At 63.2% G+C, this 14,070-nt stretch carries 12 protein-coding genes; 5 read left to right on the forward strand and 7 right to left on the reverse strand.

Annotated features, from left to right (window positions below; translation table 11 throughout):
* Positions 1 to 7: 7 nt before the first annotated feature.
* Positions 8 to 1,432, forward strand: coding sequence for a sodium:proton antiporter NhaD (gene nhaD, locus K5607_RS14200; RefSeq protein ID WP_221047399.1), 1,425 nt, complete (start codon positions 8 to 10; stop codon positions 1,430 to 1,432).
* A 78-nt stretch (positions 1,433 to 1,510) separates the two neighbouring features.
* Here the strand turns inward: nhaD and K5607_RS14205 are convergent, their stop codons facing one another.
* The 5 genes from K5607_RS14205 to fni form a co-directional block, all read right to left on the reverse strand.
* Positions 1,511 to 2,767 carry a glycosyltransferase gene (locus K5607_RS14205; protein ID WP_221047400.1) on the reverse strand — a complete coding sequence of 419 codons (1,257 nt, stop codon included), beginning with the start codon at positions 2,765 to 2,767 and terminating at the stop codon, positions 1,511 to 1,513.
* 15 nt (positions 2,768 to 2,782) lie between these two features.
* The gene (locus K5607_RS14210; RefSeq protein WP_054773520.1) at positions 2,783 to 3,616 is read right to left on the reverse strand and encodes an inositol monophosphatase family protein; all 834 of its coding nucleotides are present in this window, start codon (positions 3,614 to 3,616) and stop codon (positions 2,783 to 2,785) included.
* An 85-nt stretch (positions 3,617 to 3,701) separates the two neighbouring features.
* Entirely contained in the window at positions 3,702 to 4,679 is a 978-nt protein-coding gene (locus tag K5607_RS14215; protein WP_054773519.1) for a malate dehydrogenase, read from the reverse strand.
* Between the two features lie 138 nt (positions 4,680 to 4,817).
* Positions 4,818 to 5,594 carry a GTP cyclohydrolase FolE2 gene (gene folE2, locus K5607_RS14220; RefSeq protein ID WP_217994952.1) on the reverse strand — a complete coding sequence of 259 codons (777 nt, stop codon included), beginning with the start codon at positions 5,592 to 5,594 and terminating at the stop codon, positions 4,818 to 4,820.
* An 82-nt stretch (positions 5,595 to 5,676) separates the two neighbouring features.
* On the reverse strand, positions 5,677 to 6,711 hold the full coding sequence (gene fni / locus K5607_RS14225) for a type 2 isopentenyl-diphosphate Delta-isomerase (protein WP_173586041.1): 1,035 nt from the start codon (positions 6,709 to 6,711) through the stop codon (positions 5,677 to 5,679).
* A 140-nt stretch (positions 6,712 to 6,851) separates the two neighbouring features.
* On the opposite strand from fni, the gene K5607_RS14230 reads away from it, so the two are divergent.
* The 4 genes from K5607_RS14230 to K5607_RS14245 all read left to right on the forward strand — a co-directional run bounded on the left by K5607_RS14230 (position 6,852) and on the right by K5607_RS14245 (position 10,796).
* Positions 6,852 to 7,463 carry an ABC transporter substrate-binding protein gene (locus K5607_RS14230; protein WP_156302416.1) on the forward strand — a complete coding sequence of 204 codons (612 nt, stop codon included), beginning with the start codon at positions 6,852 to 6,854 and terminating at the stop codon, positions 7,461 to 7,463.
* A 108-nt stretch (positions 7,464 to 7,571) separates the two neighbouring features.
* Positions 7,572 to 8,876, forward strand: coding sequence for a citrate synthase (locus K5607_RS14235; protein ID WP_221047401.1), 1,305 nt, complete (start codon positions 7,572 to 7,574; stop codon positions 8,874 to 8,876).
* 21 nt (positions 8,877 to 8,897) lie between these two features.
* Positions 8,898 to 9,989, forward strand: a complete 1,092-nt coding sequence (locus tag K5607_RS14240; protein WP_221047402.1) for an adenylate/guanylate cyclase domain-containing protein — start codon at positions 8,898 to 8,900, stop codon at positions 9,987 to 9,989.
* Positions 9,990 to 10,400: 411 nt separating this feature from the next.
* Positions 10,401 to 10,796, forward strand: coding sequence for a septal ring lytic transglycosylase RlpA family protein (locus tag K5607_RS14245; protein WP_054773516.1), 396 nt, complete (start codon positions 10,401 to 10,403; stop codon positions 10,794 to 10,796).
* 13 nt (positions 10,797 to 10,809) lie between these two features.
* Here the strand turns inward: K5607_RS14245 and K5607_RS14250 are convergent, their stop codons facing one another.
* Complete coding sequence (locus K5607_RS14250) at positions 10,810 to 12,657, reverse strand: transglutaminase-like domain-containing protein (RefSeq protein ID WP_221047403.1); 1,848 nt, start codon at positions 12,655 to 12,657, stop codon at positions 10,810 to 10,812.
* Positions 12,654 to 13,997 carry a DUF58 domain-containing protein gene (locus K5607_RS14255; RefSeq protein WP_221047404.1) on the reverse strand — a complete coding sequence of 448 codons (1,344 nt, stop codon included), beginning with the start codon at positions 13,995 to 13,997 and terminating at the stop codon, positions 12,654 to 12,656. The genes K5607_RS14250 and K5607_RS14255 overlap by 4 nt, the downstream gene beginning before the upstream one ends.
* Positions 13,998 to 14,070: the final 73 nt, after the last annotated feature.

Genomic DNA, 14,070 nt, shown 5'->3' on the forward strand with positions numbered 1-14,070 from the left:
CCCCATGATGAAAACATCGTTTGGCCTGTTGTCCCTATTGCTCATGCCCACCCTGGTTTTCGCGGGCGACGCGCCCAGCCTGCAACCGGCGTTGCCGATGGACTTGACCAATCACATCGTCGGCTATTTGTCCCTGGCGATCACTTTCCTGGCTTACGTGGCAGCCATGACCGAGGATGTCATCGAGCTGCGCAAATCGAAACCCATGGTGCTGGGCGCGGCCCTGGTATGGTTTGCCATTTGCATCTACTACGCCATGCAGGGCAATGCCAAGGCCGCTGTTACCGGATTCGAGAGCAATCTGCTCGCCTATGTGGAACTCTTGCTGTTCATCCTGGTTTCCATGACCTACCTCAACGCCATGGAAGAGCGGGGCATCTTCGATGGAATGAGAATTTGGCTGCTCAACCGGCAATACAGCTATCAGCAGCTGTTCTGGATACTGGGCACGCTGGCGTTCTTTCTTTCGGCGGTGGTCAGCGGCCTGGCCGTGGGGCTCTTGATGGGAACCATCGCCATGGCGGTGGGCAAAAACAACCACCGCTTCGTGGGACTGGCCTGCGTGCACATCGTCAGCGCCACCAACGCCGGCGGGTCTTTCAGCCCCCTGGGCGGTATCTCGACGCTGTTCGTTTGGCAGCACCACATCCTGCATTTCGCCGACTTCCTGACGCTGTTCATCCCTTGCCTGGTCAATTTCCTCGTGCCGGCCGCGATCATGCACTTCTTCGTGCCCAAGGAAGTGCCGCTGATGTCCAAGCAAACCGTCAATCTGAAGCGCGGCAGCAAACGCATCATCGCGCTCTTCGCCCTGACCCTGGTCATCACCGTGCTGTCCAACGTCTACCTGGAACTGCCCCCGGCGGCGGGCATGATGGCGGGCCTGGCCTTGCTGCAGATGTTCAGTTTCTACCTGCTGAAAACCGCCAAGGACCGGGAAACGGACGGCGTTATCGACGAGCCGCGGCCCGCTGCCTGGCTGGACGACCGCAACTACGACATCTTCCAGAAGATCGGCAATCTGGAATGGGACACCCTGCTGTTTTTCTACGGGGCGATGATGATCATCGGCGCCCTGGGCTTTGTCGGCTACCTGGACGCCATCGCCCACTACCTGTTCGGCGAAATCAACACCACCATCGCCAACATCCTCATCGGCCTTTCCTCGGCATTCATCGACAACGGCACCTTGATGTTCGCGGTGCTGAACATGCACCCCGACATGCCCATCGGACAATGGCTGCTGCTGACCTTGACCCTGGGCGTCGGCGGCAGCCTGCTGGCCATCGGCTCTGCCCCCGGCGTGGGCCTGCTGGGGCAGATCAAAGGCATCTACACCTTCGGCTACCACATGCGCTGGATGCCGGTGATCCTACTGGGCTACTTCGCCAGCATCGCCGTGCATTTCTGGGTCAACGCCCGTTTCTTCTGACGGAAGGCCGGGCCTGAGCGGCCTAGCCCCCGGCGTTTGCGCCCCCTCCGACTCGCCGTCGGCGGCGGCGCTCAAGGTTCAATCGGCTGCCGCCCCCAGCGCTTCGATGCGGCGCACCGCCTCCGCCACGCCGTCGCCCCCCGCCATGCGGCGGCGGATATCCAGCGCCCGCTGCCGCATGGCGGGATCGTCGAGCACGGCTCGAATGCGTTGCGCCAGCCGGTCGGCATTGGCCCGCTTGGCGGGCAGCGGCGGCAGCGCCAATCCCAAGGCGTGCAACCGCTGCCCCCAGAACAACTGCTCGTCCATGAACGACACCACCACCGACGGGCAACCGGCGCGGCTGGCGGCCTGGGTGGTGCCGGCGCCGCCGTGGTGCACCACGGCGCGGCAGCGCTCGAACACCGGTTGGTGAGGATGGCGGCCGACAAAGTAGCAGTCCCCCAGACGGGTATCCGCTGGAAAACGCGCTGAGCCGGTCTGGACGATGGCGCGGCAACCGACCTTGGCGACGGCGGCGACGAACAAATCCATGCACCACTCCGGCATGGCCTGTTGCAGGCTGCCGAACGTGCAATAAACCGGAGCGTCGCCTTCGTCCAGAAAAGCGCGCAAGCCGTCCGGCATCGTCCAGGCCTGCGCATCGTCCTGCCAGTTGAATACGCCGCAAATCCGGTGGGGGGCGGAAGGCTCCAGCCCGGCGCAGAAGAGCGGCTCGGCCGCCACCAAGTCCAAACGGTCGGAGGCGAGCTGGTCTTCGAACACTTGGCGGACGGGCGGCTGGCCGTGCTCGCGCCACAAGCGCTCCATGGGCCGCAAATACCAATTGAACAGGCGGTGGGCCAATCGCCACAGCCAAGGATTACCCCACGCCCCCAAATCGGGACAGTGCATGGGCGGCTGGGTGGGCGTTGGAATCGCCGCCGGGCACAAAGTCACCGACACGTGGGGCTTGCGCTTTAGCCGGGCGGCCAATTTGACCGGATAGAGGAAATGATGGCCGATCAGCACGTCATGGCTGTCGGCCAATTCGAGGCCGATTTGGAAAATCAGGTCCTCATACGGAAACAGCGCCTCGTCCAGCAACGCCCGCAACCATTGCAGGCCGTGCATGCGAAACGTGCGCCGGGCGAAGTCCTCCATGTCGAACTCCATGCGCTCCGGCACTTGGCGGTAGGCGATGCCCAGCTGGGCCGCTTCGGCGGTGTAGTAACGGTTGTCCAGGCTGCTCACGACCAGCGTCACCGCGTGTCCGCGCCGCGCCAAACCGCCGGCCAAGGCCAACATGGGGCGGATATCGCCGTTGGAACCCCAGGTTTGGATGGCGATGCGCATGGGCCGCGCGCCGCCTCAGCCGCGATCGCCGGCGGCTTGCAGCACGGCCAGCATGGCGGCGTGGATCAAGCCGTTGCTGGAAACGATGCGGCCGGAGGCGATCATGGTGTCGCCGCCGTCGAAGTCGGTGACCGTGCCGCCGGCTTCCCGCACCAGCACGATGCCGGCGGCGATGTCGTGGGGCTGCACCTTCATTTCCCAATGGCCGTCCAACTGGCCGGTGGCGGTGTAGCACAGGTTGAGGGCGGCGGAGCCGATGCGGCGGGTGGCCTGGGCGCTGCGCTGGAACGCGAGAAAATTGCCCATATTGCTGTCGCTGGTATGGGTATCGTAAGCAAAACCGGTGATCAGCAGCGCCCGGCTCAATGCCGACGTCGCGGAAACGCGGATCGGCGCGCCGTTCAGCGTGGCGCCGCAACCCTGGGCGGCGGCGAACATCTCGTCCGTGGCGGGGTTGTAGATTACGCCCAAAGCCGGCTCGCCCTCCACGGCCAGCCCCATGGAAACGCAGTACATGGGAAAGCCGTGGGCGAAATTGACGGTGCCGTCCAGCGGGTCGATGTACCAGGTGTAGGGTTGCGACTGCGGGCCGTCGCCGGCATATTCGCCGCCTTCTTCGCCGACGATGCGGTGACCGGGGTACAGCCGGCGCAGTTCGCCGACGATGTATTGCTCGCTGCGCAGGTCGTATTCGGTCACGGGATCGATGTCGCTGCTCTTGAACTTCAGCGCCCCGCCCCGCTGCGCCCGCATGGCGGCTTGGCCTTCGCGCAGGATGCCGCCGGCATGGCGGGCGATGCCGATGGCGGTGTTCAGGATGTCGCTGAGGTTTGCGTCGGGATGCGCCATGGCCGATTGATCCGAAACAGTTGATGGACTGCGGATTTTACAGTGCGGCGGCGCGAGGAATGAAGCGGGCCGGCGCGCGAACGGCTTAGAGCAGGGCGGCGACGGCGTCCCGTTCGCTTTTCAGCTCCGCTTCGGTGGCGGCCAGCATGCGGCGACTGAAATCGTCGATGTCCAATCCCTGGACAATGCGGTGCCGGCCGTCCTCGATGGTGACCGGATAGGAAAACATCAGGCCCGGCTCGATGCCATAGCTGCCGTCGCTGGGAATGACCATGCTGACCCAATCGCCGTCGGCGGTGCCTGCCACCCAGGTGCGCATATGCTCCAAAGCGGCATTGGCGGCGGAGGCGGCGCTGGATTTGCCGCGGATTTTGATGATGGCGGAACCGCGCTGCTGGACGGTTTCGATGAAAAGGGTTTCGTACCATTGCCGGTCCACCCGGCTGGTGGCGCGATCGCCGCCGACGATGGCGTGGTGGATGTCGGGGTATTGGGTGGAGGAGTGGTTGCCCCAGATGATGACCCGGCGGATGTCGGTCACCGGCACGCTGCAATGGCTGGCCAACAGGCTCACCGAGCGGTTGTGATCCAAGCGCGTCATGGCGGAGAAATTGGAAGGATCCAGCCGCGGCGCGTTGCGCTGGGCGATGAGCGCGTTGGTGTTGGCTGGATTGCCCACCACCAGCACTTTGACGTCGGGATGGGCGACGTCGTTGAGCGCCTTGCCCTGCACGCTGAAAATCTGCGCGTTGACCTCCAGCAGATCTTTGCGCTCCATGCCTTCGCCACGGGGCTTGGCGCCCACCAGAAAAGCGTAATCGGCGTTCTCGAACGCCACGCGGGGATCGGAGGTGGTCACCACGCCGCGCAGCAAGGGAAACGCGCAGTCCTCCAGCTCCATCACCACGCCCTGCATGGAGTCCATGGCCGCGGGCACTTCAAGCAGGCGCAGCACCACCGGCTGGTCCGGACCGAGAAAATCGCCGGCGGCGAGGCGGAACAACAATGCGTAGGTGATTTGCCCTGCAGCGCCGGTGACGGCGATTTGGACTGGCGTCTTCATAGGGCTATCCTGGCGGAGCGCGTTTTTTTCTTTTTTATGGCGTTATGCCCCCGGGCGGGGCGTCAGGGGCGAAATCATAGTGGAAACGGCGCGCCAACACCAACGGGGCGAGCGGGCGGCGCGCGCTGCCATCGGGCCTTAAGCGCTTTTTCGCCTTTCGATCATGGCGTAGGCGGAGTGGTTGTGGATGGATTCGAAGTTTTCCGTTTCCACCTTGTAATACCCCACCCGCTGGTCGGCATCCAAGCGGGCGGCGATGTCGCGCACCGTGTCTTCCACGAACTTGGGGTTGTTGTAGGCCTGCTCGGTGACGAACTTTTCGTCGGCGCGCTTCAGCAAGCCGTACAGCTCGGCGGAAGCCTCTTTTTCCGCCAGCTCGATCAAGTCCTCGATCCACAAGGGCGCGCACGGATGCACGGTCAGCGTGACGTGGGAGCGTTGATTATGGGCGCCGTACTCGGAAATTTTTTTCGAGCAAGGACACAGGCTGGTGACGGGAATCAATACTTTGAGACGCAGCTCAGCCTGGCCGTCGCACCACAAGCCGGTGACGGTCACCTGGTAGTCCAGCCAGCTGGGGACGCCGCTGATGGGCGCTTGCTTGCGCACGAAATAAGGGAATTCCGCCTGCAGATACCCCTGCTCCGCCTCCAGCTTCTGCGCCATGGCGCCGGCCAACTGGCCGAACGCGGCGATGTCCAGCTGCACGATGTCCGAGTTGAGCATCTCCACGAAGCGCGACATGTGCGTGCCCTTCTGGTGATGGGGCAAGTCCACGTACATATTGAACGTCGCCACGGTGGACTGGGCCTGCCCATCGCGCCCCAGCACCGTCAAGGGATGGCGGATATCCTTGATGCCGACCCGGTCGATGGCGATGCGCCGGGTATCTTCGAAACGGTGTACATCGTGCATTGCGGAAGCGGGTGTATTGGTGGACATGGAATAGTTGATCGTTTTTCCAGGATACTAGGCCAAGGGGCCGGTTTCGGCAATGTCAGTAGCGCAACAGCAGCGCTTCGTTGCCCACCAGTTGCCGCACGGAAGTGACGCCCAGCAGGAACATGGCGGCACGGAATTCCTGGCGCAGCCGTTCGATGACTTGGACGACTTCCTCCGCCGACTGCATGGCCGGTTTGAGAAACGGAGCGGCCATGCCGCACAAGCTGGCGCCCAGCACCATGGCCTTAGCCATATCGATGCCGTGGCGAATGCCGCCGGAACCGATCAGAGTGATGTCGTCGCCCTGACCGCGCAACTGGCTGAGAGCCAGCGGCGTGGGAATTCCCCAGTCCTGGAACGTCAGGCCCAGGGAGTCGTCGCCATCGCCGCCATGGCGGTGGTGCTCGATGCGGCTCCAGGAAGTGCCGCCGCTGCCGGCCACGTCCAGGTAACGGATCCCCTGCTCGCGCAGCTTTTGCGCATCCGTGGGGCTGATGCCGCAGCCGACTTCCTTGACGATGACCGGCACCGGCAGTTGCCGCGCCACCTCGCCGATTTTGGCGGCGATGCCGCGGAAATCCGTATCGCCCTCGGGCTGCGCCAGCTCCTGCAACGGATTCAAGTGCAGGCACAAAGCATCGGCGCCCAGCACCTCGACCGCCCGGCGGCACTGATCCAAGCCGAAGCCGTAATTGAGCTGCACCGCGCCCAAATTGGCCAGCAACACTGCGCTGGGCGCGTGGCTCCGCAGCGCGAAAGTACGCTCGGCCGCGGGGCTGCCGAACATCACCCGTTGCGACCCCACCCCCATGGCCACGCCGGCGGCTTCGGCGGCCGCCGCCAAGTTGGCGTTGATGCGCTCCAGCAGGACGTGATCGCCGCCGGTCATGGCGGAAATCAGCAGGGGGAAACTTAATTTCTTGCCGAGGAATTCCGTGGTCGTATCCACATCTTCCGGAGCGATTTCCGGCAGCGCCCGATGCGCCAAGTGCACTTGGTCGAAATAATAGCGACGCCGATCCGACTGCTCGTCGTTCTGCACGATAGCAATGTGCTCGATCTTGCGGTCGTTGATAATGCTGGCGGCCATGGAGGGAGGATAGGGTGGCGGGCGTCCCGATTGCTGCCGTGATTTTAACACAGGCGGCCGGGCCCGGCCGATTGCGGTTAGAAATCTGGGGACGGCCGGGATATGATATGACAATTGTTTGACGGTTACGGAGTAAGCGCGTGCGAAAACTGATCCTAGCTGTGCTGTTACTGGGGACTTCCTGTCTGGCCATGGGCGAAGAGAACAGCGGCGCCCGCGAGCCGGTGATCAAGCTGGACAACGCCTTGATCAGCGCCATGAAAAACGCCAAATCCCTCGGCTACGAAGGGCGACAGAAAGCGTTGAGCCCGGTCGTGCTGGAAACCCACGATTTCGAGGCGATTTCCAAGCTGGCCATCGGCATGACCCGCTGGAAAGCCCTGAGCGATCCGGAAAAAGCCGAACTGGTGAAAAAACTGACCGAATACAGCATCGCCACCTACGCGGCCCAATTCGACAGTTACGCCGGCGAAGAATTCAAGTTCGACTCGGAAGAAGCCAAGGGCAAATTCGTCACCGTGCGCTACAACCTGACCGCCCCCGGCGAACCGGTCCACAAGTTCGAATACGTCATGAACAAGGCCGGCGACCAGTGGCGCATCATCAACATCGTGGTGGACGGCATCAGCGACTTGGCCACCAAACGCGCCCAGTACGAGCACATCATCGAAGCCGAAGGCTTCGGCAAGCTATTGGAAAAGCTATCGGAAAAGATCGCCGATTACGCCAAAAGCCGAGCGCACCCTTCCTGAACGAGGCCGGCGCCGAAGTAAATAAAAGGCGGCCTCTTGGTCGCCTTTTTTATTACGTGTTACCGTTCTACCCAGAAATCGCCAAAATTCAGCCACGAGGGCTACACCATGTCATCAACCGCCACCTTAGTACTTGACGATGTCAGCTACCAACTCCCCATCGTGCACGGCACGGAGGGAGAGCGAGCCATCGATATCCGCGACCTGCGCAGCCAAACCGGCTATATCACCCTGGATCCCGGCTACGGCAACACCGGCAGTTGCTTGAGCAACATCACCTATATCGACGGCGACCAGGGCATCCTGCGCTACCGGGGCATTCCCATCGAGCAATTCGGCAACGGCCCCAATTTTATCGAAGTGGCTTGGCTGCTGATTTTCGGCCGGTTGCCCACGGAAGAGGAATACCGCGGCTTCGCCGCCGACCTCAACGCCAACGCCAACCTGGACGAGGGCATGAAGCTGCACTTCGAGGGCTTCCCCCGCGCGGCGCCGCCCATGGCGATTTTGTCCGCCATGATCAACGCCCTGTCCTGTTTCTATCCCGAACATCTGGAACTGGACGGCCACGACTCCCTGCGCCTGGCGTCCGCGCGGCTGATCAGCAAAATCCGCACCATCGCCGCCTACGCCTACCGCCATTCCCAGGGCCTGCCCTACATCTATCCCGACGCCAAGCTGCGTTATGTGCCCAATTTCCTGCACATGATGTTTTCCCAGCCCTACGACCAGTTCCAGTGCGACGAGGTGGTGCGCAACGCCCTCAACCTGCTGCTCATCCTGCACGCCGACCACGAACAAAACTGCTCCACCTCCACCGTGCGCATGGTGGGTTCCAGCCAGGCAAACCTGTTCGCCTCCTGCGCCGCCGGCGTCTGCGCCCTGTGGGGACCGCTGCACGGCGGCGCCAACGTGGAGGTGCTGTGCATGCTGGAGCAAATCCACCAGGGCAACGTCACCCCGGAAGAATACGTCCGCCGCGCCAAGGCCAAGGAAGGCAACACCCGCCTCATGGGCTTCGGCCACCGCGTCTACAAGAACTTCGATCCCCGCGCCAAAATGCTGGGCGAGGCGGCGGAAAAGCTGCTGGCCAACCTGGGCCGCACCGATCCGTTGCTGGACATCGCCCGCAAGCTGGAAGAAATCGCCCTGCAAGACCCCTATTTCATCGAACGCAAGCTCTACCCCAACGTGGACTTCTACAGCGGCATCATCCTGCGCGCCTTAGGAATCCCCACCAATATGTTCACGGTGATTTTCGCCATCGGCCGATTGCCCGGCTGGATCGCCCACTGGTGGGAGCAAAACCAGACCATGGCCAACAAAATCGCCCGCCCCCGGCAGATTTACACCGGCAACGGCCAAACCGATTACACTCCCATGGCCGGCCGCAGCAAACCCACGGGGCAATAGCAGCGAGCCGGCCTCTCCCCCGTGAAAGCCGCCGCCGTCCGGCAACTGTTGCAGCGAATCCAGTCCGTGGTCGCTCGCGACACCGGGCGGCCCTTGAGCCTGGCGGGAGAGGCGGAACTCGAAGCGCTGTTGCGGGACACGGATGACCGCTCCCGCCCCCTCCTATTGGAACAGGACTTCCTCCATCAGGAAGTCACCATCCTGCTGGCCGACCTGCGGGGCTTCACCGCCATCGCCGCCGGCCATCCCGCCGAAACCGTCATACGGATGCTCAACCCTTGCCTGATCAAGATGAGCGAGATCATCTACCGGCATCAAGGCAGCATCGACAAATTCATGGGCGATTCCATCATGGTGTTGTTCGGCGCGCCGGTGAGCCGTGCCGACGACGTGCAGAGGGCCATCGTTTGCGCGGTGGAAATGCAGCAGGCCATGAGCGCGCTCAACCTCGTCCACAGGGACGAAGGCCTGCCCGAGCTGTATATGGGCATCGGTATCAATACCGGCGACGTGCTGGCCGGCACTTTGGGATCGGAACATTATTCCGAGTACACGGTAATCGGCGACGAAGTCAATTTGGCCTCCCGCATAGAGGCTTTCAGCCTGCGCGGCCAAGTGCTGATCAGCCAGAACACATACGAACGCTGTAAGGACTTCGTCGAGGCCGGCCCTCCCATGGACATCCACGTCAAAGGCAAACCCCAACCGGTGAGCTTGCGCGAAGTCCTCGCCATTCCGCCCTTGCACCTCAAAGTACCCCGCCAAGAGATACGCCGCAGCCATCGGGTAGAAGTGAAACTGCCCTTCCGCTACCAAATGATCGACGCCGGCATCGTCTTGCCGGAATCTTTTAACGGCGTCATCCGCGACATCGGCTACCAGGGCGTGCTGATCGAAGTGGATCACCCATTGCCGCTGTATTCCGAGCTCAAGCTGGACTTCGACCTGCCTTTGGTGGACTACCCGGTCAAGGAAACGTACGCCAAGGTGGTGAGCCGCAAACACGACAGGGAACGCTATCGTTTCGGCGTGGAATTCACCTCGGTCGGCGCGGAAGCCAATATGAAAATCCAACTCTTCGTCCAGCTCCTGATCTTCACCGACCTGAACTAACCAGCCAGAACGCCCCTCCCGCCGATAACCGCATCAGCAAAAAAAATCCCGCGCTAAGGCGGGATCAAAAGGGCTCGACGCACTCCCGCGTCGAGTTGGGGGTATCCAGTCGCATCGCTCGCTCATGCAGACTTCGGGCTAAACGGCGCTTTGCCGGCAGGGAAAATCTTTGTCGGCTTGCCCCCATCGAAATAGGGACGAGCGAAAATTTTTCAAGGGAAAAACACGGGAACGGCGCCACGGCGAGCGAAGCACTCGCCCTTTCGCGCCAAATGCGCATCCGTTAACCATTCGCTTGCCCGCTCTGTGACGCGGGCCGCAGACATAGAAAAAACTTTACGTCCGAAATCGGCTTTGGTAGAATCGGCATCGGCTACTTATTAGCCACAGAGGTGATGAATGACTAATTCTATGAAATTAGTAGCTAAATCGATTCTGTCGGTTTCTCTGCTATCGGCCTGCTCGGTTGTTTCAGCCAAGGGCTCAATCCAAAAACCCCAAGCCAATTCGCATCAGCAAATAGGCCTGGCTTCTTACTACAGCGATCAATACCAAGGCCGTCCGACGGCCAGTGGCGAACGCTACGACAACGCCAAACTGACGGCGACCCACAGCAAGCTGCCTTTCGGCACCCGCTTGCGAGTCACCAACTTGCGCAACCACAAATCCGTGGTGGTGCGGGTCAATGACCGGGCGCGGGCGCACAATCGGCTGCTGGATCTTTCCAAGCAAGCCGCGCTGGAACTCGGCTTCGTCCGAGCCGGCACCGCCAGGGTAAAGCTGGAAGTTCTGGGCGCCAAAGGCTAACCCCGTCCATACCCTAACCGTAACGCCGCCGGTAATAGGCGCGGATCGCGTCCTCGTACCGGTGCAAACCCAACCGCCGCAACCAGCGCAACGGCGTTTCGCCCGGCTGGCGCGGCGGATGGCCCGCATTTAGCAGGCTTTGCTCAAAGCGGCCGTATTCGGCGTCCGCCGGAGCCGCTCCGATGCCTTTCGCGGCAGGCGCAGCCGTGCCCGTTTCGCGTTGGCGAGCGCGGTACAGCCTGCGGGCCAGCCATAGGCCGAGGGGCAGCACCAGCCACCCCCACAGGGGCAAGCCTTGCTCCTGCGGTTGCTGCGCGCGCTCCCAACGCCACAGTTTGAAAGCCGCGTGCCAGCGGGAACCCCAATCCGCCACCGGCTGCCACCAGGGATCGGTTCGCGCCTCGTCCTGCACCCAGCGGGAAGGCGTGTTGTCCAACACGCGCCAGGCGTCGCCCACATAGGCTTCGGTCCAAGCATGGGCATGGCGCTGCCGCACGACGTAAAGCCGCTCCGCCGAACTGAACTCCTGCACCGAATACCCCACGACAAAGCGAGCCGGCACGCCGGCCGCACGCAGCAACAGTGCGGTAGCCGTCGCAAAATATTCGCAATGGCCCGCTTTACGGCGATAGAGAAAATCCTCCAAGGCCGCATGGCTGTTGACCTGGCGCCCCAAATACAGGCTGTAGCCGAAATCGTGCGCAAACCAATCCGCCAACAACGCCACCGCCCGCTGGGGCGACGCCGCGCGCAATCCCAACCGCTCCACCACAGGCTCCAACAACCGGGCCACGTCGGCCGGCAGGCGAGTGTCCTCGATCGTGGGCGGCTCGCGCCCTAAGTCGTCGGTGCCATATGCCGCGCCATACCGCACCACCGGCGGAGCATCCAGCCACTTCACCGCTCCCAGGCGATTGCGCCGCAAATCCGCCCGCGAAGGAACTTCCAGCCCCCGCAACCCGGCCGGCAGCGGCAACAACACGCTGCGCTGATGGACGGTGCGCAGCACCACCAGACGGGCAGCGTCACCCCCCGGCGGCGCCACGATGTAGGGCGCGAAAGGCGCGTTGACGGCCAGCCAGCTTTGGCCGGCGTAGCGATCGTAAGACGCTTCCTTCAACAACAACGCCTGGGATAGCGGCGCCGAAGCCTCCACCCGCATGACGATGCGGCCCGACAATTTGAGGTCGCCCACGTCGCCGATCGCGGTCTGCGCTTTGAACGGATCCGTGTCCGCATCGGCCAACCATTCCATGGCCCAATCCTCCAGGCTGCCCTGCAATGCGCGCAGGCCCAATTGGCCGTTGTAGCCCAGCACTGCGGCCAACGCGAACCACAGCAACCATACGGTATCGGACGAGCGCCGCGGCCGGTTGCGCCAGACGGTCCACAGCAACAGCCCGCCGACGGCGGAAAAATACCCGAAGTCGCCGGCGTCGCCGCTGCCGGCGGCCAGGGCGCACAGAAAGGCATAAGGCAAACGAAAATCCAAGGTTCGCGCCACCCCCGCGCCACCGTATCGGCGCAGGGAGTAAAACAAGGCGCTCAACGGCAGCAACTCGCCGCTGCCGTACAACTGGGCCAACAACAGCGGCGCGAATATGGCCGGCAGCCAGTGCAACAAGGAGTAAACCGGCAGGATGTCGCCGCCCGCCGCGATGAAATAACCGACAGCCCCCAGAAACAGCAACGCGGTCAAATCCCCCACGCGGTGGTACTGGGCCGCCTCCATTCGCCAACGCCACGGGCTGCGGCCGGCGACCGCGACCAACGCCAGAATCGTGGCGGCGGCCAAGGGCGCATCGCCGCGCCAGCCCCACAACAACAGGGCCAACGGCAACAGCAAAGGCGGATAGTTCATCGCCACAGTAGATCGGCGGCCAAACGGCTGGGGCGAACGTGGCGCAAAAACAGGGCCGGATTGGCAAGCGGCGGCGGCTCCGCCTCGCGCACCAGCAAGACCGCCACCGGCATGCCCAAGCCCACCAGCGCGTCAACCAACTCCCGGCGCGGACGGTCCCAGTCCAGCAGCACGCACGCCACGCTGCTCAGCGCGGCGGCCCGGCGCAAGACGTTTTGCGACAGTTGCGCGAACTCCGCCCGGCGGCTGGGCTGCACACCGGCCAACACCTCCAGCAACGCCGAAATCTGCGCCACGCCGCGACCGGCGGTGAAACAATGGGCTTGCCGCTCCACGAACATCAGGTCTAACAAGGCATCCCCCCGGCCATCGGCCGCCGCCAGGGACGCCGCGACCGAAACCGCCGCCTCAAAGTCCTCCGTCCGGCCCGGCGGACAGAACGTATCCAGCACCAAGGCGCGGCGCACGAAATATTCGTCGCGGAATTCCTTCACCACCCAGCGCCCGAATTTGGCGGAACTGCGCCAATGCACGTTGCGCAAGGCGTCGCCCCGGCGATATTCGCGCAAAGACATGAACTCCTCCGACTCCCCCGCCGCATTGGCCAGAGCCACGCCGCCGCGTTGGTAGGCGCGTCCGTGGGCCGGCGGCAGGGGCGATACGGCATGGCAACGGGGCAGTACGCAACAAGCCTGGGGCAAGCTCAGCGCATGGCGGCTGCGCAGCAGGCCGAAAGGCTCGGGCCGGTATAGACAAAACCCGGCGAATTGCAGCCGGCCGCGCCGCAACGGCAACAACTCCGCCTCAATCGCCACCCGTTGCCCCGGCGGCAGCGCCGGCAAGGGCCGCTCCTCCAAACTGGCGCCGCGTTTGGAACGCAGCAGCCATTGCCAGCGGGGAAAACCGACGTAGCGGTCGAAGCCGTTGCGTTGGGCATCCTGCGGATCGACAGCGCCGATGAATTCCTCCCAGTCCGGACTCCCCCCGGCCAACTGGTCCAGCAAACTCAGGCCGCGCTGCACGCGCTTGCCGTCGTTGCGCAACACCAGGCTGTAACGCAAGGTTTCGCCCACGGTGGCGTAACGGGGCAACAAGCGTTCCACCGCAACGGACAAAGGCGCACGCCGCCCCAGCTCGCTCCACAGCCAAGCCAAGCCGAACAACGCCAGCAGCCAGGTAAACAATTGATAGGTGGCGGCCGCGCGAGTGTTGAAGCCGAACACGCCGGCCCCCAGCAGAATCGCCAGCAAAAAATGCCCCAGCGGACTGAACCGGGCGCGAAACCAAGCGCTGATGCGGTGAGCCTGGGTGAAGTTGAGAAACAGGAGATAGCGCAACATGCGCCCTATGCTAGCGCGATCGCCCAACGGCAGCGAGACAAGACGGCCGGGGCCACCACCGCGGCGTTTTCAA

The organism is Methylogaea oryzae (assembly GCF_019669985.1).
Lineage (GTDB): Bacteria > Pseudomonadota > Gammaproteobacteria > Methylococcales > Methylococcaceae > Methylogaea > Methylogaea oryzae.